The following is a 17,847-nucleotide window of genomic DNA, read 5'->3' on the forward strand; positions in this document are numbered from 1 at the left end:
CGTTGTATATGTCTCTGTCTATATGACTTTCGCGGCCAGCAGGTCGTGCATGTGCAGGGCGCCTGTCAGCAGGCCCGACTCGTCGACGACCAGGAGCTGGTTCAGTTTATGGGTGTCCATCAGGGCTGCGGCCTCGACGGCCAGCGCGTCGGCAGCGATCGTGCGCGGATTGGGCGTCATGCCGGTGGCGACGTCCAGGAAGCGGATGTCGCCCTCGCGCAGGATCAGCCGGCGCAGGTCGCCGTCCGTGAAGATGCCGACCGGGCGCTTGTCCGGCGTGACGACGATTGTCATGCCCATGCCCTTGGACGACATCTGCGCCAGGGCTTCCGGAATCGGCATGTCCGCGTGCACGAGCGGCAGGGCGTCGCCCTGGCGCATAACGTCGCGCACCAGCGTCAGCAGGCGCCTGCCAAGCGCGCCGCCGGGGTGCGAGCGCGCGAAATCGTCGGAATTGAAGCGGCGGGCTTCCAGGCAGGCCACGGCCAGGGCGTCGCCCAGCACCAGCGTGGCCGTCGTGCTGGCCGTGGGCGCCAGGTTCAGCGGGCAGGCTTCTCGTTCGACGGCGCAATCCAGATGCAGGTCGGCGTTGCGCGCCAGGTCGGACTCGGGATTGCCTGTCATGGCGATGAGGCTTGCTCCCATCCGCTTGACCACGCCGAGCACGGTCAGCAACTCGGGCGCCGAGCCGGAGTACGAGATGGCGATGACGATGTCCTGCGGCGTGATCATGCCCAGGTCGCCGTGGATGGCCTCCGCCCCGTGCATGAAGAAGGCCGGTGTTCCCGTGGAGGACAGGGTAGCCGCTATTTTGCGCGCGATATGTCCGGACTTGCCGAGGCCGGACACGATGACCCTGCCCTTGCAGGCCAGCAAGCGATCGACCGCCAGGGCGAAAGGCTCGCCGAGGCGTTCCTGCAGCGCCTGCAAGGCGGCGATTTCCGTCGTGAATGTGCGTCGCGCAGAGGCCAGGGCCTCGGCGTACGGCAGTCGTGGCTGATCGTTCATGGACTGATTTTAATCATTATGCGCGGCAAGCGTGGGCGGCGGATCGATCGGCCCGGAACGCCATGGCCGGGGAGGCGCGTTTTCGACGGGACCATGCGCGGCGCCGACCGGCCGCGTATCCCGGATTCAGTTTGTATTGAGTGTTTCTTTTCAAGAAAAATCTTTCCTGTCAATGGATTTTGACGTATATTCTTGATTTATCGCAATTACAGTAATTTCTGAAATTACGGAAATCATGGAACTTGGGCAGCAGGCAGAGAAATTCGTCCTTCATTTCGGGGAAATGGGAGGGCGCTGGGGGGTCAACCGGACGGTCGGACAGATCTATGCGCTGTTGTTTCTTTCGCCCAAGGCGCTGAATGCGGACGAAATTTCGCAGACGCTGGGATTTTCCCGCTCCAATGTCAGCATGGGCATCAAGGAGCTGCAGTCCTGGCGGCTGGTCAATATGGTGCACAAGGTGGGCGACCGGCGCGAATACTTCCAGTCGCTCGACGATGTCTGGGATATCTTCCGCGTGCTGGTCGAGGAAAAGCGCAAGCGCGAAATCGATCCGACGATGACGCTGCTGCGCAACACGCTGCTGGAAGAACCCGCGACGGAAGACGAGGTCTACGGCCAGCAGCGCATCCGGGAAATGCTCGAACTCGTCGAGATGGCGACGGTGTGGTTCGACGAAGTGCGCAAGCTGCCTCCCGAAACGCTGCAGGGTCTGATGCGCCTGGGCGGAAAGGTTCAAAAATTGCTCGGTCTCGCACACAAGCTGCGGGGATGAGCCCGGACACAGGACAGTCCCTGCGGACTGTGCTGTGCCTGGCGAATCCGAGCGGCATGCAGGCCGCGAGGTGGACCGCGAAGCGGACGTGAGCCTGCGCAGCGTGGGGGCATTTTTTTGAGTTTTTTTGATTTGAGTGAGTCATGCCATGTTTGACTTGAATGTCGTCGACCTGTCGCGCCTGCAATTCGCAGCCACCGTGATGTTTCATTTCCTGTTCGTGCCGATCACGCTGGGACTGTCGTTCCTGCTGGCCATCATGGAAAGCGTGTACGTGATGACCGGGCGCGAGATATGGCGGCGCATGACCAAGTTCTGGGGCGTGCTGTTCGGCATCAATTTCGCCCTGGGCGTGGCGACGGGGATCGTCATGGAATTCCAGTTCGGCATGAACTGGGCTTATTACAGCCATTACGTAGGGGATATCTTCGGCGCGCCGCTGGCGCTGGAAGGCCTGATGGCGTTCTTCCTGGAGGCGACCTTCGTCGGCCTGTTCTTCTTCGGCTGGGACCGCCTGTCCAAGGTGGGGCACCTGGTCGTCACCTGGCTGGTGGCGCTGGGTACCAACTTCTCCGCGCTGTGGATCCTGATCGCCAACGGCTGGATGCAGAATCCGGTCGGCGCCGTCTTCAATCCGCATACCATGCGCATGGAAATGACGGATTTCTTCGAGGTCATCTTCAACCCCGTGGCGCAGGCCAAGTTCGTGCATACGGTCAGCGCCGGCTATGTCATGGGAGCGGCGTTCGTCATGGGGATCAGCGCATGGTATCTGCTGCGCGGCAGGCATCTCGATCTTGCCAAGCGCTCCATGGCGGTGGCCGCCAGCTTCGGGCTGGCTGGCGCGCTGTCCGCTGTGGTGCTGGGCGATGAAAGCGGCTACCTGACGACCGAGCACCAGAAGATGAAGATCGCCGCAATGGAAGCCATGTGGGAAACCGAGCCCGCGCCCGCCGGCTTCAATCTGCTGGCCTGGCCGGATCAGGAGGCGCAGAAGAACAGTTTCAGCATCCATATTCCCTATGTCATGGGCATTATCGGCACCCGCTCGCTGTCCACGCCGATGGAGGGCATCAAGGACCTGATCGCCAGCGCCGAAGGGCGCATCCGCAACGGCGTCATCGCCTACGAGGCCATGAAGAAAGTCCGTGCCGATCCGGATGACGCGCAGGCCCGCAGCGTATTCGATGCGCATTGGCGCGACATGGGCTATGCGTTGCTTCTCAAGCAATACGTCAGCGACCCCGTGCAGGCGACGCCCGAGCAGATTGCACAGGCCGCCAAGGATACCGTGCCCGGCGTCGCGCCGCTGTTCGTGGCGTTCCGCCTGATGGTCGCGCTGGGCTTCTATTTCATCCTGTTCTTCGCCGTGGCATTCTGGCTGGTGACTCGCGGCAAGCTGGAAAGTTCGCCGCGCTTTCTCAAGCTGGCCGTGTTCACGCTGCCGTTGCCGTGGATCGCCATCGAAAGCGGCTGGTTCGTGGCGGAATATGGCCGTCAGCCCTGGGTGATCGAAGGTGTGCTGCCTACCTACTATGCCGCATCGGGCCTGAGCATCACCGATCTGGTGATCAGCCTGGGCATTTTCCTTGTGCTTTACAGCGTGCTGGCGGTGGTGGGGGTGAAGGTCATGCTCAAGGCCATCCGCAAGGGGCCGGATCCGGCGCCGCGCCCGTCGCCCGAAGCAAGGGTGCAAGCCCTGGATACCGCTGCCGCATAAGGGGGAAATCATGGAATCCTACATTCTTCTCGACTATTCCACCCTGCGCGTGGTCTGGTGGGCGCTGCTGGGCTTTCTGCTGGTCGGGTTCGCCGTCATGGACGGATTCGACCTGGGCATTGCCAGTGCATTGCACCTGGTGGCGCGCACGGACGCGGAGCGGCGCGTTGTGATCAACGTGATGGCGCCCGTATGGGAAGGCAACCAGGTCTGGCTGATCACCGGGGGCGGTGCGATCTTCGCCGCATGGCCGCTGTTGTACGCCATGGCGTTTTCCGGCTTCTACCTGGCCATGATGCTGTTGCTGGTCGCCCTGATCCTGCGCCCCGTCGGCTTCAAGTACCGCAGCAAGATCGAGGATCCGGGCTGGCGCGCCTCCTGGGACGCGGTCCTGGCCGGATCCGGCATTGTGGCTGCGCTGGTGTTTGGCGTAGCGGTCGGCAATGTCATCCAGGGAGTTCCGTTCCGCTTCGATGCCGATACGCTGCGTCCGGTGTACGAGGGCGGCTTCTTCGGGCTGTTCACGCCGTTTCCGTTGCTGTGCGGGGTACTGTCCGTCATCCTGCTGGTCATGCATGGCTGCGTGTTCCTGCGCATGAAGACGGAAGGCGCGGTCTCCGCCCGGGCGAAATCTCTGGCGCAGCTGTGCGCGATCGCAGTGATCTTATTGTTTGCGGCCGCGGGCGTCTGGGTATTCCATGGCCTGGACGGCTATGCCATCGTCGGGGAGGCGGCGCGCTCCGCCGCCTCCAACCCCCTGGGCAAGGAAGTGGCGGTCGAGGCGGGCGCATGGGCGTGGAACTTCAATCAGTGGCCGGCCATGTGGCTGGCTCCCGCCCTTGGGCTGGGCGGCGCCTTGCTGGTGCTCGCGCTTGGGTTCGGGCCGTGGATGCGGCTGGCGTTCCTGGCTTCCGTCTGCAGCGTGGCGGGCGTGGTGCTGACCTTCGGCTTCGCCCTGTTCCCGTTCCTGCTGCCTTCGTCGCTGATGCCTGGCGCCAGCCTGACGATATGGGACGCATCCGCCAGCCACATGTCCCTGTGGGTCATGCTGATCGCGGTGCTCATCTTCATGCCCGTCGTCATGATGTATACCGCCTGGGTCTATCGCGTCATGAGCGGCAGGGTGACCGAGCGCTCCGTGCGGGAGACGCCGAATGCCTATTGAGAGGAGTCTCTGATGTGGTACTTTTCCTGGATACTTGGCCTGGGCCTGGCATGCGCGTTCTCCATCCTGAACGCCATGTGGTTCGAATTGCGTGACGACGCGGAAGCCCGCGGCGCAGGCGACGCTGGCGGCTGATGTCTGATCCGGCCGTTACGGACGATTCGCCGCAGGAGCGCATCGAAGCCAGGCGGCGCATGCGCTGGCTGGCGGACTGGCGCTGCCAGGCCAGGTTCAGCCTTGGGCTGGCGGTAGCGCTGCCCCTGGTCGGCGGCGCGCTGCTGCTGGCGCAGGCCTGGTGCCTGGCGCATTTGCTGGGCGGCGTCATTGCCGGCGACATGACGGCGGAGCAGGCGCAGCCCTGGATACTGGCCGTCGTTGCATTGCTGCTGGTGCGCGCCGCGCTGGCGTGGGCGGGCGATCGCGCGGCCAGCCTGGCGGCGGCGCGGATCAAGCAAAGGCTGCGCCTGGCGCTGTTCGACCAGCTCATGGAGCGCGGGCCGCAATGGACGCGCGCTCAGGCATCGGGGCAGTTGTCGTCCGCCCTGCTGGACATGGTCGACGGCCTGGAAGGCTTCTTTTCCCGCTATATCCCTTCGATAGTGGCCGCGATCGTGCTGCCGCCGGCGTTCGGCTTGGCGGTGCTGCCGGTCGAATGGATCGCCGGGCTGTTGCTGCTGTTGACCGCGCCCCTGGTCCCCCTGTTCATGGTGCTGGTGGGGTGGGGGGCGGAAGCCGCCAGCCGCCAGCACCAGCGCGCCATGGCGCGCCTGTCCGGCCTGTTCGCCGACAGGCTGCGCGGTATCTTCACCTTGCGCCTGTTCGGCCGCGCCGAGGCGGAGGTCCGCACAGTCCGGACCGCCAGCCGGGATCTGCGCTACAAGACAATGGCCGTACTGCGTATCGCCTTCCTGTCTTCCGCCGTGCTGGAGTTTTTCGCCGCTCTGGGCGTGGCGGGCGTGGCCGTCTATATCGGGCTGGGCTATCTGGGATTCCTGGGCGAGGCGGCGGCCAGCCTCAGTCTGACGGCGGGCATGTTCTGCCTCTTCATGGCGCCCGAGGTTTATCTGCCTTTGCGACAGATGGCCGCCAATTATCATGACCGCGCCAATGCGCGCGCCGCTGTCGCGGAACTGGAGTCCCTGTTCGGAGAATTGCCCGCGGCCGCCGATGCCGATACGCCGCAGGACGGCGGGGCGGCGCAGGCGCAGGAGACGTCCCGCGCCCAGTCGCTGGCCTGGCGGGACGCGACGATCCAGGTCGCGCAGCGCTCCCGGCCGGTCATCGACGGCTTTTGCCTGGACATTCCCGCGGGACGGCATGTGGCGCTCATGGGCCGCAGCGGCGCGGGCAAGACGACGCTGGTCGAGGCTGCGCTGGGCTTGCGGCGGCTGACGCGAGGCAAGGCGCTGGTCGACGGGGTCGAGGTGTCGCCGGACAATCCGCTGGGCGTGCGCCACGGGGTCGTACTGATCGGCCAGAAGCCTTTCTTCTTTGCCGGAACAATTGCCGAGAACCTGCGCATGGGCAGGGCGGACGCTGCCGAAGCGCAATTATGGGAGGCCTTGCGGCAGGCGCAGGCGGATGGCTTCGTCGGCGCGATGCCGCAGGGGCTGGACACGGAGATGGCGGCGGGCGGGCATGGTTTTTCCGGCGGGCAATTGCACAGGCTGGCCTTGTCGCGCCTGTTTCTTTCCGATCCCGGCCTGATCTTGCTGGATGAGCCGACTGCGCACCTGGACGCCGGGACCAGGGATAGGGTCATGCAGGCGGTCGTGCGGTTTGCTCAGGGACGCACGCTGGTCGTCGTGACGCATGATGTGGACGTGGCCGCCTGGTGCGGGCAAACTGTGGTGCTGCCGGATGCATCGGAGCGGATGGCATGAGCAGGCTGCCCGATGGTCGCGGATCAGGGAGCAGTCCCCTTCCTCCCGGACGGACGGGGGCGGGGCCGCGTTTGCCCGAAGATGAAGGGCGGCGCGGTGTCATGGCGCTGCTGCGGCCTTTCATGGCGGGGCGCTGGCCGTCGCTCTTGCTGGCCGCCGGCCTGTCATGCATTACCGTGATTGCCGGAGTTGCGCTGCTGTCGGTCGCCGGCTGGTTTCTGACAGGCGCTTTTCTTGCCACGGCGGCCAGCGCGTTCAATCTTTTCGTGCCGTCCGCGCTTGTGCGGGCGCTGGCGTTCCTGCGCATCGGCGCACGCTATCTGGAGCGTCTTACGGGGCATGCGGCCACGCTGGCTTTTCTGGCGGACGTCAGGGTGGCGCTATTTGCCAGTCTGGCCCGCCTGCAGCCGGCGCAACTGGCGCGCTATCGCGACGGTGACCTCGTGGCGCGGCTGGTGGGAGATATCGATGCGCTGGATGCGGTATTCCTGTCTTTTCTGCTGCCCTGGATCAGCGTCCTGCTAGCGGGCTTGGCCTTCGGTCTATGGGCCGTCTGGCTGTTGCCCACGGCCTACGCTTGGTGGCTATTGTGCGTCCTGATTCTGATGACGGCTGTTCTGCCCGCCTGGGTGGTGCGGCGTTCGCTGGAGGATGGAGAGCGTTTGCGGCGGCAGTCCTCCCTGACCAGGTCGCAATTGCACGATATCGTGTCCAGGCACGCGGATGTGGTGGTGTTCGCGATGCAGCCGGCGGCGCGCAACCACTTCCGCAAGGCGGGAGATGTGCTCGAGTCCTCGCGGGACCGCCTGGCCGCGCACGGAAGCTTTGGCGCCTTGTTGCAGCAATGCAGCGCCGCCTTGCTGCTGGGCGCTTTGCTATGGGGCGGCATGGAGGTTTATCTGCGCGAAAGCATTTCCGCGCCGCTCTGGGTGGCGCTGATCCTGGGGGCGCTGGGACTGTTTGAGGCCGGCGCCATGCTGGTGCGTGGTGTTTCGCGCCTTGGCGCCGGCGCGGCCGCGGCGAGCCGGGTGGGTGCGGTGCTTCGGCAGGCGCCCGATGCGGAGCAAGCGCCACAGCCGCGCGCGCTGCCCATGCAAGGGGAACTGGCGCTGTCCGGCGTCTGCCTGAGGTATGACCGGCCGGCGTTGGAGATCTCTGGCGGCGATGACCCCTGGCCCGCCGCTGTGGCAGCGGAGGATGAGGCGGAGGCACGGGAGTCTCCGCCGGTGCTGCGGGATGTGTCGCTGCATGTCGGCCAGGGCGAGCGCATTGCGCTGGTCGGCGACAGCGGCTCCGGGAAGTCCAGCCTCCTGGCGGTCATCATGCGCATCGTCGCTCCGCAGGCCGGAAATGTCCGCTATGGCGGCATCGATCTGGCGGAGGTCGACCCGGCTGTGCTGTATCAGCGCTTTGCCCTGCTGTCGCAGGATTCTCCGGTTTTTCTCGGCACCATCCGGCAGAATCTGAAGATAGGAGGACCTCATGCCAGCGATGCGCAGTTGTGGGATGCGCTGGAGCAGGCGGGCCTGGATGCATTCGTTCAATCTCTGGACGATGGCCTGGACGCCTGGGTGGGAGAAGCGGGGCGCACGCTTTCCGTGGGCCAGGCCAGGCGCCTGTGCCTGGCGCGCCTGCTGCTGACGGATGCGCAGGTATGGCTGCTGGACGAGCCGACCGCGGGCCTGGACCGCGAAGCGCAACTGGCGTTTTTCCGCGACCTTGCCCGGGTGGCGGGAAAGCGCACCGTGATCCTCGCCACGCATGCGGACGTGCCCGAAGGCGTGGTTTCCCGGACGGTCCGGATCGGCCTCGATGGGCGTCTGGGCGATGCCTGAAGGCCGGCCTTCCCCTCGTGGGGGCCGGATGCCAAACCTCCGCGGTTTTCCAGTACACTGACGCGGTATGCGGGAAGGCGAGGCCTCCCGTTTTCCCTTTTCCGCCTTCCGGTTGAGCCATGCACACTGATCCCGCCCAGTATGTCCGATCCGCCATTCGCAGTGTGCCGGACTGGCCCAAGCCCGGCGTCACTTTTCGCGATATCACTCCCGTGCTGCAGGATCCGCGCTCTTTCCGGGTGCTGGTCGATCTGTTCGTCTATCGCTACATGCAGCAGAAGCTCGATCTGGTGGCGGGCGTGGACGCGCGCGGCTTCATCCTGGGCTCCGTGCTGGCCTATGAGCTGAACCTGGGCTTCGTGCCGGTGCGCAAGAAAGGCAAGCTGCCCTTTCGCACGGTGGCGGAGGAGTATTCGCTGGAATACGGTAATTCTTCCGTCGAGATGCATGCCGACTCTGTGCGTCCGGGCCAGCGCGTGCTGCTCATCGACGACCTGATCGCCACGGGCGGCACCATGATGGCCGCATCCAAGCTGCTGCAGCGCCTCGGAGCCAATGTCATCGAAGCCGCCGCCATCATCGATCTCCCTGACCTGGGCGGAGCCCAGGCCATTCGCGATTCGGGCCTGCCGGTCTACACCGTCTGCCAGTTTACCAACCTGCCTGACCCCGCTTAATCCGGGCCCGAATCAAATGTCCACCGATACCTATCTGCCTTTTTTGCCCGCGACACGTGTGCCTCGCAGGCCACTGCCTTCCGGCGCCTGCGATTGCCATTTCCATGTATTCGAAGATGTGAGGCGCTATCCCCTGGGCACCGTGCGTGGTTATACGCCTACGCCCGCGCCTTTGGCCGAGTATCGCAAGATGCTGAATGTGCTCGGGGTGGAGCGCGCCATCTTGGTGCATCCCAGCGTCTACGGCAGGGATCACAGTACATTCGAAGATACCCTGAGGGCCTGCGCAGGCTGGATGCGCGGCGTGGCCGTGGTTTATGAAGATACGCCACAGGAAGACATCGCGCGCTGGCACGACCTGGGAGCCAGAGGCGCACGTTGCAATGCCTTGTTTTCCGGAGGCGCGAGCCTGTCGCAGATGGGCGCGATCGCGGATAGGGTCAGGGATCTCGGCTGGCACCTGCAACTGCTGGTCGACGTGGGTGCGGATCCGGATATCGTCAGCAAAATTGCGGATTTCGGCCTGCCCGTTGTCGTGGATCATTTCGGCCACTTGCCGGCGGGCGGCGCCCTGCAAAGCAAGGGTTTCCAGAATCTTTTGTCCCTGGTGCGCGAAGGCCGCGCCTGGGTAAAGATGTCCGGCGCCTATCGAGTGTCGGAACAGAGAAGCCGCTACACCGATGTTGCGCCCTTGGCAGAGGCGCTGCTGAAGGCCAATGGGTCGCAACTGGTGTGGGGATCGGATTGGCCTCATCCGTCGATTGCGGCCCCTATGGCGGACGATACCGATATTCTCGATGCCTTGGCCGATTGGCTTTCCCCCGAACAATGGGTCAATGTGCTGGCAGACAACCCCCGGCGCCTCTACTGGGCCGACAGCGCCGCTGCCTGAAGAGCCGTCGCCGGCGCGGGAAAGGCAATCAAAGAAACAGCGAATAGGCCGGGTTGCTGGTTTCGTTCCAGTAGGGATAGCCCAGTGAATCCAGCACGGTTTTCAGGTCTTTTTTGGCGCCGTGCGGTACCTGCAGGCCGACCAGGATGCGGCCGTAGTCGTCGCCCTGGTTGCGGTAGTGGAACATGCTGATGTTCCAGTCGGAGTGCAGCGCGCCCAGGAAGCGCATCAACGCGCCGGGACGCTCCGGGAATTCGAAGCGATACAGAAGTTCGTCCTTCGCCAGGGGAGAGCGCCCGCCGACCATGTAGCGCAGGTGCGTCTTGGCCATTTCGTTGTCGGTCAGGTCCAGCGTGGGGAAGCCCTTCTTGCGGAAGTTGTTGGCCAGCTTTTCGGGTTCCGCAGGCGAATTGATCTGCAGGCCAACGAACACATGCGCCTGCTCGGCATCCGAAATGCGGTAGTTGAATTCCGTGACCTGGCGATCGCCCACGGCCTGGCACAGCTGCAGGAAGCTGCCGCGCTTTTCCGGCAGCGTCAGGGCGAACAGGGCCTCGCGGGCTTCGCCTACATCGGCGCGTTCGGCGACGAAGCGCAGGCGGTCGAAATTCATGTTCGCGCCGCTGGTGATGGTGACCAGTGTCTTGTCCTTCCACTTGTTCATGGCGGCGTAGCGCTTGGCGCCGGCCAGGCCCAGGGCGCCGGAAGGCTCGACCACGCTGCGCGTGTCCTGGAAAATGTCGCGGATGCTGGCGCAGATGGCGTCTGTGTCGACCAGCACGAAATCGTCCACATATTCACGCACGAGGCGGAAGGTCTCCGAACCGACCTGCTTGACGGCGGTGCCGTCGGCGAACAGGCCGACATCGTGCAGCGGAATGCGGCGCCCGGCCTTGACGCTGCGCATCATGGCATCGGCGTCGAATGTCTCCACGCCGATGATCTTGATCTCGGGGCGCAGCTGCTTGACGTAGGTGGCGATGCCCGCAATCAGCCCGCCGCCGCCCACCGGCACGAAGATGGCGTCGATGGGATCCGGATGATGGCGCAGGATCTCCATGGCGATCGTACCCTGGCCTGCGATGACATCGGGATCGTCGAAGGGGTGCACGAATGTGAGCTTTTCGGTTTTCTGCAGTTTCTGCGAATACTCGAAGGCGTCGGTGAAGCTGTCGCCTTCCAGCACGACCTCGCCGCCCAGGTTGCGCACGGCATTGACCTTGACGCTGGGCGTGGTGGTGGGCATGACGATGACGGCGCGGCATCCGAGCTTGCGGGCGGAGTACGCCACGCCTTGCGCGTGGTTGCCGGCGGAGGCGGCAATGACGCCGCGCTTGAGTTCGGCCGGCGGCAGATTGGCCATGCGGTTATAGGCGCCGCGCAGCTTGAAGCTGAATACCGGCTGTTCGTCTTCCCGCTTGAGCATGACCTTGTTCTGAATTCGTGCCGAGATCAGCGGAGCATGTTGCAGTGAAGTCTCGATGGCAGCGTCATACACCCTGGCGGTCAGGATGCGTTTCAGATAGTCGGTCGGCATGATGAGTTGACGGGAAAAAGTAACAAAAGCAAATCGGCAGGATACCATATGCACCAATTCCGGCCGCGCAAATCTCGTGGGGCCGGGCCGGTTTCGGATACACTTGGCGATCTTTGTTCCGGCTCGTCGTGCGGGCCCGTATCAGGCATGGAAGCGTGGCTTGAATCCTCTCTGCATTGGTTGCTGGCCGAACTGGCGTTGCCGGAAGTCGGCCTGAGCGCCATTTTCCTGGTCAGCCTGGTTTCCGCCACCTTGCTGCCCATGGGGTCGGAGCCCGCCGTGTTCGGCTATGTGAAGCTGGCGCCCCATATGTTCTGGCCTGCGATACTGGTCGCCACGCTGGGCAATACCATCGGCGGCGCCATCAGCTATGCGATGGGCGCGGGAGCGCACAAGGCTTATCTGCGCTGGAAGGAAAAGCACCCGGACGGCGACGACGCCAGGGCCAAGGCCGGCGGACGCTGGCACGACAAGATCCAGCCCTGGCTGCAGGACCGGGGGCCCGTCATGCTGCTGTTTTCGTGGCTGCCGGTGGTGGGCGATCCGCTTTGCGCCGTGGCCGGCTGGCTGCGGCTGTCGTTCTGGCCCAGCGTTGTCTTCATGGCCATCGGCAAGTTCCTGCGCTATCTCCTGATGACGGGAGCGCTGTTGTGGGCGTTTCCCGGCGTGGCGTGAAAATACGGCGTGCTAGCTTCGCGATCCACCTCGCGGCCTGCATGCCGCTCGGATTCGCCAGGCATATAACAGTCCGTAGTGGACTGTTATATGTCCGGGCTCATCCACCACTGATGGAAATGATGCACGGGGCCATGGCCCTTGCCTACCTGCAGCTCGCCTGAACGTGCGATGGCGGCCACCAGGTATGCCTTGGCGCGTTCGGCGGCTTCCGGCACGCTGCCGCAGACGGGCAGCAGCGCGGCCAGCGCGGCGGATAGCGTGCAGCCGGTGCCGTGCGTGTTGGGCGTGTGGATGCGGCGTCCGGGAAGCTCGATCATGCGGTCGCCGTCGTGCAGCAGGTCGATCGTGTCGTCGCCGGGCAAGTGGCCGCTTTTCAGGAACACCCAGCGCTCGCCGTCGTCGCCCAGCAGACGGCGCAGCTTTTCCGCTGCCTGACGCATTTCCTTCAGCGTCTCGGCGGGCCGGGCGTCCAGCAGCACGCCGGCTTCCGGCAGATTGGGCGTGATCATCGAGGCGATCGGCACCAGCTCTTCGCGCAGGGCGGATACGGCTTCGCGCTCCAGCAGGCTGGCGCCTCCCTTGGCGATCATGACCGGGTCCAGCACCAGATGCTTGGGTTTCCAGCGCAGCATGCGCTCGGACACGACTCGCGTCACGCCTTTCTGGCCCAGCATGCCGATCTTGACGGCATCGATGGGCACGTCGGCGAACAGCGTATCGATCTGCTGCGCCACGAACTCCGGCGGAACCGGAGAGATCCCCGTGACGCCCAGTGTATTCTGCGCCGTCAGTGCGGCGATGACGGCCGTGCCATAGGCGCCCAGCGCGCTCATTGCCTTGATGTCGGCCAGCACGCCGGCGCCGCCGGAGGGATCGACGCCCGCGATGGTCAGCGCGTGAGGGATCTTGCGGGTCATTATTTTTTACCCACCGGTGAGAGCAGCCCTTCTTCGGGCGAGCTGGGATCGGCGCTGTAGTATTTGCGCGGGATGCGTCCGGCGCGCCAGGCCAGGCGGCCAGCCTCGACCGCATGCTTCATGGCCGAGGCCATCATGACGGGGTTCCTGGCGCCGGCGATGGCCGTGTTCATCAGCACGCCGTCGCAGCCCAGCTCCATGGCGATGGAGGCATCGGAAGCGGTGCCGACGCCCGCGTCGACCAGCACGGGAACGCTGGACTGGTCGATGATCAGGCGCAGATTCCAGGGATTGATGATGCCCATGCCCGAGCCGATGAGCGAGGCCAGCGGCATGATGGCGATGCAGCCGATGTCTTCCAGCATGCGGCACTGGATAGGGTCGTCGGTGCAATACACCATGACCTGGAAGCCTTCGCTGACCAGCGTCCTGGCGGCGGCCAGGGTTTCCGGCATGTTGGGGAACAGGTTGTCCTTGCTGCCCAGCACCTCCAGCTTCACCAGCGCGTGGCCATCCAGCAGCTCGCGGGCCAGGCGCAGCGTGCGCACGGCGTCCTCGGCGGTGAAGCATCCCGCGGTATTGGGCAGGATGGTGAATTTTTCCGGCGGCACGGCGTCCAGCAGGCTGGGAGAATTCGGATCCTGACCGATGTTGGTGCGGCGGATGGCGACCGTGACGATCTCGGCGCCGCTGGCGTCGATGGCCTGGCGCGTTTCGTCGAAGTCCTTGTATTTGCCTGTGCCAACCAGCAGGCGCGAGGAGTAGGCGCGGCCTGCCAGGGTGAAGGTATCGTCGGTCATGATGTTGTGCAGTGAAGTTGTGCGGCAGGGCGGACCTGCGCGGATTTCGGAAAGGGCGAATCTGAAAGCATACGGCATTTTGCCGCGCCATTGAAACCCGGGGCGGCGGTGGGTGGGGTCATGTCGGGCCGTGAACGGGCATGTCGCCGGCCGCCGGCCATGCTCAGCGGCCCGGGCGCGCCTCGTCCAGGTCGCGGCACAGTGCTTCCGCCGCATCGACCAGCCTGGGCCCCGGCCTGAACAACTGATCGGGATGGGAGGCATAGGCTTTGTCCCGCAGGGCGGCCTGCAGGTTCGCGGACTTCCAGAACTTCAGCCGGCTCTCGGTGTGAGCCGGCGATGGGGACGCAATGATGATGGCGTCCGGCTGCTGCAGCAGGACGTGCTCCAGGGAAACCAGCGGGGCTGCCATGGCGGCGCTGGCGTAGACATTGACACCGCGGCAGATGGACAGCACATTGTTCAACAGGGGATCATTGCCCAGCGTGTAGAGAGGATCCGAGCCAAGGTCGATATACACGCGCAGCAGCGAGCGGGAGGCGTATTGTTCCCGCAATGCATCGATGCGACGCTGCAACGCGCGGGCATTGGGTTCGGCCTCGGGACTGCGGAACAGTTCGCCGAAGCGCAGGATTTCGAGCGGGATGTCGTTCAGCGTGCGGGGCGCGGAAAACAGCAATTGGATGCCTGCGGCATTCAGTGCCGGGCGCAGCGCTTGCACGGCCTGCGTGCCCTGCCATGCAATGACGATCTCCGGCCGTATGGAAAGCAGCGTCTCGGCATTGATATGCACGCCGTCGCCGACGCGTGGAATGCTCCTGGCATTGGCCGGATAGTCGCTGCTTTGCACTGTCGCCTTGATCTGCTTGCCTGCGCCTGCGGCAAAGATCAGTTCCGTCGCATGCGGCGCCAGCGTGACGACTGTTGGAACGGCCGCCCGAGCAGCGCCAACCAGCGCGAGCCACGACAGGCATGCCGGGATCAGAAGGCGCAGAAAATACGGGAGGCGGGGTTCTTGCATGCGGCATCGTATCCCAAATGCGGCTGGCCAGCCAGGCGGCGCGCCGCCTGGCGAATCCGGGCGGCATGCGGGCCGCGGACGCAAGCGGGCGTCAGCCTGCGCAGCGTGGGGGCATTTTTGCCGCCGGGCCGTCCCTAGGCAAAAGCGCCCCCTCGGGGGGGCAGCAAGCCAAAGGCGCAGCGTGGGGGCATTTTTTGTGCTTACAGCTTCCAGGTCAGGTCGATGAAGACGTTGGAGCCGGGAGAACGGTAGCCGTAGACTGTGGAGTACTTCTTGCCGAAGACGTTGTTCCAGCGTGCCTGCACGCGAACCTTGTCGGAGAAGTCGTAGGCCGCCGTCAGGTTGAACAGGCCATAGCCGCCCAGGCGGACTTCGTTTTCCTTGTCGTCGTAGCGCTTGCCGACAAACATGTATTCCGCGCCGGCGGACAATTGGCCGAAGCGGTGGTCGATGCCTGCGCGGTAGACCGTGCGGGTGCGATGCGCAAGCAGATTGCCCGTGTCGTCGTCCTTGGGGCTGAGGAAGTCAGCGCTGGCGTGGATGCCCGTATTCCCGAACTCGTGCCGGCCCGCCAGCGTAATGCCGCGGACCGTGGCACTGTCCACGTTGTAGGCAGCCCAGTTGCGGGCGGGGTCCAGGCCGATCATGTCGCGGACCTTGTTCTGGTAGGCAATGAGCTCGAGGCTGCTGCTCTCGTCCTGGTAGCGGATATTCAACTCTATATTGCGCGACTTCTCCGGCTGCAGGTCCGGGTTGGGCGCCCAGGGGTTGTACAGATCCACGAATGTCGGCAGGCGGAATCCCGTATTGCCCGCCACTCCGGCGCTCCAGTTCGATGCAATGTCCACCTGATAGGCGAGACTGCCAGTCGTCCGGTTGCCGAAGCCCGAGAAGCGGTCATGGCGCACACTGGCCTGGATATGGTGAATATCGCCCAGCGTGCCTCGGTAGATCAGCGCGCCGGCATTGGTGTTGCGCCGCGTGACCTCGAAGTCCTGATTGGTGCCGCCTTGCCAGGGACGCTCTTCGATCCGCTCCAGGATGGCGGACAGATGATGATCCCGGGACAGCTGGAAGTTGTTCTGCCAGGAGTAAGTGCGCTGCAGGGAGCCGTACTCGGACTCATAAGCGCGGTCCTCGTAGGCGTCCTTGGCAATGCCGAAGCGCAGCACGCTCTGCCACTGCTCCGTAATGGCGTTCGTGCTTGTGATCGTATAGGCCTGCTGACGCGTCAGTCCGTGGGCGCGTGGGAAAAAGGCGCCCGCGTCGAAGTCGCCGTCGACCAGCGAGTTGTAGGCGGTAATGCCGATATGCTGGCCCTCCTTCCAGGAGTAGCCCAGCGTGCCCGACAGGGTATTGCGCGTATAGCCATCGTCATCCGGGTCGTGAATGCCGAATGGCGCATTGGGATAAGTCGCATCGAACCCGTCCGACGTGGCGTAGCCCGTCGTCAGGCTGTAGTCCCAGCCCTGGCTCGCACCCGAAAGTCCCAGGGAACCGCGCACTGTGTCGTAGGATCCGATCCCCATATTGATCCATGCTTCCAGCGGCCGGTCCTGCTTTCCCTTTCGGGTAATGATGTTGACAACCCCGCCGATGGCATCGGAACCATACAGGCTGCTGGCGGCTCCGCGCAGGATCTCGATGCGCTCGATGGCGTCCGGGTTGATGGAGTTCCAGTGAGTGCCGGCCTGCGCGGAGCTGTTGATGCGTACTCCATCGACCAGCACCAGGGTGTGATTGCTGATATTGCCGCGAATGCCGACGCCGGTCGGCGTCTGCGGGCCGCCATTGGAATCGAATTGGATGCCGGGCTGACGCGACAGAATCTCGGCGACGCTGCTCTGGCCCGCGCGGCGAAGGTCCTCGGAGCCGATGACCGTGACATCGCCGATCACATCCTTTTCCAGCAGCGGCGTGCGGCTGGAAGTGACGACGATATCGTCCAGTTTGGCGACGGAGCTCTGAGCGCTGGCGTTGAGAACGGGGAAAAGCAGGGCGACTGCCAGTGCGGCAGGATGGATGCGGAACGGTGTGTGCATGTCGAAAGGACCAGTGGAACGTGCGTCCCCGCACGTTGCTTTAAAACGACATTCCGCGCGCCAGCGACATGGCGTCAGCCGGAATGAACCTGGGTGGTCACCGGGCCGGTGTCGGGCTGGCATGCATGGCATGCGTACCGTTGCGGGGGCAGCACAGCTTGGATGTCATGGCGGCAGGGCAGCCATGGATATCGTCTGTTTCCCGTTTAACTCTCGCAGAACCGGCGGATTGCGCAGCATGCGCGGCAAGGTGGAAGGGCACGGGCCCGACCGGCGGATTTGCCGTCGACATGTGCGTGCCGGTACCGAAAGCACCTGGATCGCCGAGGGAATGTAGCATGACTGTCACACGACTGTCTTTGTTTCTCACGCACCTAATGTGCTGATGTCGTGCTGAATAGATAAGTATGGCAGCGCGGGCGTACTCACTCTCACATTCGGGCGAGTCTTCTGGGGTAAAGGTCGTTTCTGCCAGGGCTCGAAACGCACAGTTCCCGGCTTGGCCGGGAACTGTGCGGGGTCAGATCGCCCCCCTTTGTATGGTGCCTCGTATACGGCTGCGCATGGCTCAGCCAGAGACGATCGGGGCCGCTGTGTCGGCGATCAACCATTTAACAACCAGGAAAGCTTACTTCTTGGAGTCGTGTTCTTCCTGCGTATCCTTGTTATCGGTGTGATCGGTTTCCTGGGCAGTTGAACTCGGGGCTTTCCAATTGAGAGGCGCGGCTGCAATGTCCTTGAAGGCGATCCGTTTAGGTGTTGTCATGGCTTTACTCCCAAAGCAAATGCGGCAGTGCACCGTGCGCTGCTGCTATCACCATGAATAATAACAGTTTTTTATATTATGTCAAGTCTTTGCTGGGTTAGCGCTTGTGTTGTGTCAGCATCTCGCACATT

Annotated in this window: 16 protein-coding genes; 9 read left to right on the plus strand and 7 right to left on the minus strand. The window is 64.1% G+C overall.

All coding sequences use genetic code 11. The annotated features are described in order from the left end of the window. Window positions 1-18 precede the first annotated feature (18 nt). A complete protein-coding gene (locus EV686_RS02525) occupies window positions 19-1,008 on the minus strand; it encodes a KpsF/GutQ family sugar-phosphate isomerase (protein WP_132473111.1) in 990 nt (329 codons plus the stop codon). Between the two features lie 235 nt (window positions 1,009-1,243). Here EV686_RS02525 and EV686_RS02530 point away from each other — a divergent pair, with 235 nt between their 5' ends. The 8 genes from EV686_RS02530 to EV686_RS02565 all read left to right on the plus strand — a co-directional run bounded on the left by EV686_RS02530 (window position 1,244) and on the right by EV686_RS02565 (window position 9,955). Continuing rightward, window positions 1,244-1,783, plus strand: coding sequence for a GbsR/MarR family transcriptional regulator (locus EV686_RS02530; protein ID WP_132473113.1), 540 nt, complete (start codon window positions 1,244-1,246; stop codon window positions 1,781-1,783). 148 nt (window positions 1,784-1,931) lie between these two features. Next, on the plus strand, window positions 1,932-3,503 hold the full coding sequence (locus tag EV686_RS02535) for a cytochrome ubiquinol oxidase subunit I (protein WP_132473115.1): 1,572 nt from the start codon (window positions 1,932-1,934) through the stop codon (window positions 3,501-3,503). A gap of 10 nt (window positions 3,504-3,513) precedes the next feature. Then, entirely contained in the window at window positions 3,514-4,668 is a 1,155-nt protein-coding gene (gene cydB, locus EV686_RS02540; RefSeq protein ID WP_132473117.1) for a cytochrome d ubiquinol oxidase subunit II, read from the plus strand. A gap of 12 nt (window positions 4,669-4,680) precedes the next feature. Next, window positions 4,681-4,803: a cytochrome bd-I oxidase subunit CydX gene (gene cydX, locus EV686_RS02545; RefSeq protein ID WP_132473119.1), complete on the plus strand. Its 123-nt coding sequence runs from the start codon at window positions 4,681-4,683 to the stop codon at window positions 4,801-4,803. Next, window positions 4,803-6,551, plus strand: a complete 1,749-nt coding sequence (gene cydD, locus EV686_RS02550) for a thiol reductant ABC exporter subunit CydD (protein WP_243650710.1) — start codon at window positions 4,803-4,805, stop codon at window positions 6,549-6,551. Before cydX ends, cydD begins: the two co-directional genes overlap by 1 nt. After that, window positions 6,548-8,386, plus strand: coding sequence for a thiol reductant ABC exporter subunit CydC (cydC, locus tag EV686_RS02555; protein WP_243650711.1), 1,839 nt, complete (start codon window positions 6,548-6,550; stop codon window positions 8,384-8,386). Before cydD ends, cydC begins: the two co-directional genes overlap by 4 nt. Window positions 8,387-8,505: 119 nt before the next feature. Beyond that, on the plus strand, window positions 8,506-9,063 hold the full coding sequence (locus EV686_RS02560) for an adenine phosphoribosyltransferase (RefSeq protein ID WP_132473121.1): 558 nt from the start codon (window positions 8,506-8,508) through the stop codon (window positions 9,061-9,063). Window positions 9,064-9,079: 16 nt separating this feature from the next. Further along, window positions 9,080-9,955 carry an amidohydrolase family protein gene (locus EV686_RS02565; RefSeq protein WP_132473123.1) on the plus strand — a complete coding sequence of 292 codons (876 nt, stop codon included), beginning with the start codon at window positions 9,080-9,082 and terminating at the stop codon, window positions 9,953-9,955. Window positions 9,956-9,983: 28 nt separating this feature from the next. Here EV686_RS02565 and ilvA read toward each other — a convergent pair whose 3' ends face one another. After that, window positions 9,984-11,492, minus strand: coding sequence for a threonine ammonia-lyase, biosynthetic (gene ilvA, locus EV686_RS02570; RefSeq protein WP_132473125.1), 1,509 nt, complete (start codon window positions 11,490-11,492; stop codon window positions 9,984-9,986). A gap of 147 nt (window positions 11,493-11,639) precedes the next feature. On the opposite strand from ilvA, the gene EV686_RS02575 reads away from it, so the two are divergent. Then, on the plus strand, window positions 11,640-12,167 hold the full coding sequence (locus tag EV686_RS02575) for a YqaA family protein (protein WP_132473127.1): 528 nt from the start codon (window positions 11,640-11,642) through the stop codon (window positions 12,165-12,167). Between the two features lie 86 nt (window positions 12,168-12,253). Here the strand turns inward: EV686_RS02575 and thiD are convergent, their stop codons facing one another. From thiD to EV686_RS18520, 5 genes are all read right to left on the minus strand, one after another. Then, a complete protein-coding gene (gene thiD, locus EV686_RS02580) occupies window positions 12,254-13,087 on the minus strand; it encodes a bifunctional hydroxymethylpyrimidine kinase/phosphomethylpyrimidine kinase (protein WP_132473129.1) in 834 nt (277 codons plus the stop codon). Next, window positions 13,087-13,890: a thiazole synthase gene (locus tag EV686_RS02585; protein WP_279389447.1), complete on the minus strand. Its 804-nt coding sequence runs from the start codon at window positions 13,888-13,890 to the stop codon at window positions 13,087-13,089. Before EV686_RS02585 ends, thiD begins: the two co-directional genes overlap by 1 nt. Window positions 13,891-14,050: 160 nt before the next feature. Then, window positions 14,051-14,908: an ABC transporter substrate-binding protein gene (locus EV686_RS02590; RefSeq protein WP_132473133.1), complete on the minus strand. Its 858-nt coding sequence runs from the start codon at window positions 14,906-14,908 to the stop codon at window positions 14,051-14,053. A 200-nt stretch (window positions 14,909-15,108) separates the two neighbouring features. Continuing rightward, entirely contained in the window at window positions 15,109-16,950 is a 1,842-nt protein-coding gene (locus EV686_RS02595; protein WP_132473135.1) for a TonB-dependent receptor domain-containing protein, read from the minus strand. Window positions 16,951-17,578: 628 nt separating this feature from the next. Next, window positions 17,579-17,716 (minus strand): hypothetical protein, encoded by a 138-nt coding sequence (locus EV686_RS18520; protein WP_165972471.1) that lies wholly within the window; start codon window positions 17,714-17,716, stop codon window positions 17,579-17,581. Window positions 17,717-17,847 lie beyond the last annotated feature (131 nt).

Origin of the sequence: Paracandidimonas soli (genome assembly GCF_004342005.1) — a bacterium.
Lineage (GTDB): Bacteria > Pseudomonadota > Gammaproteobacteria > Burkholderiales > Burkholderiaceae_B > Paracandidimonas > Paracandidimonas soli.

What these genes read in the sequence shown, in the direction of transcription:
- cydD (WP_243650710.1), top strand. Translation starts at nt 4,803, where the DNA reads ATGTCTGATCCGGCCGTTACGGACGATTCGCCGCAGGAGCGCATCGAA.
- EV686_RS02560 (WP_132473121.1), top strand. Translation starts at nt 8,506, where the DNA reads ATGCACACTGATCCCGCCCAGTATGTCCGATCCGCCATTCGCAGTGTG.
- EV686_RS02575 (WP_132473127.1), top strand. Translation starts at nt 11,640, where the DNA reads ATGGAAGCGTGGCTTGAATCCTCTCTGCATTGGTTGCTGGCCGAACTG.
- EV686_RS18520 (WP_165972471.1), bottom strand. Translation starts at nt 17,716, where the DNA reads ATGACAACACCTAAACGGATCGCCTTCAAGGACATTGCAGCCGCGCCT.
- cydC (WP_243650711.1), top strand. Translation starts at nt 6,548, where the DNA reads ATGAGCAGGCTGCCCGATGGTCGCGGATCAGGGAGCAGTCCCCTTCCT.
- EV686_RS02590 (WP_132473133.1), bottom strand. Translation starts at nt 14,908, where the DNA reads ATGCAAGAACCCCGCCTCCCGTATTTTCTGCGCCTTCTGATCCCGGCA.
- thiD (WP_132473129.1), bottom strand. Translation starts at nt 13,087, where the DNA reads ATGACCCGCAAGATCCCTCACGCGCTGACCATCGCGGGCGTCGATCCC.
- EV686_RS02565 (WP_132473123.1), top strand. Translation starts at nt 9,080, where the DNA reads ATGTCCACCGATACCTATCTGCCTTTTTTGCCCGCGACACGTGTGCCT.
- cydB (WP_132473117.1), top strand. Translation starts at nt 3,514, where the DNA reads ATGGAATCCTACATTCTTCTCGACTATTCCACCCTGCGCGTGGTCTGG.
- EV686_RS02595 (WP_132473135.1), bottom strand. Translation starts at nt 16,950, where the DNA reads ATGCACACACCGTTCCGCATCCATCCTGCCGCACTGGCAGTCGCCCTG.
- EV686_RS02525 (WP_132473111.1), bottom strand. Translation starts at nt 1,008, where the DNA reads ATGAACGATCAGCCACGACTGCCGTACGCCGAGGCCCTGGCCTCTGCG.
- cydX (WP_132473119.1), top strand. Translation starts at nt 4,681, where the DNA reads ATGTGGTACTTTTCCTGGATACTTGGCCTGGGCCTGGCATGCGCGTTC.
- EV686_RS02530 (WP_132473113.1), top strand. Translation starts at nt 1,244, where the DNA reads ATGGAACTTGGGCAGCAGGCAGAGAAATTCGTCCTTCATTTCGGGGAA.
- EV686_RS02535 (WP_132473115.1), top strand. Translation starts at nt 1,932, where the DNA reads ATGTTTGACTTGAATGTCGTCGACCTGTCGCGCCTGCAATTCGCAGCC.
- ilvA (WP_132473125.1), bottom strand. Translation starts at nt 11,492, where the DNA reads ATGCCGACCGACTATCTGAAACGCATCCTGACCGCCAGGGTGTATGAC.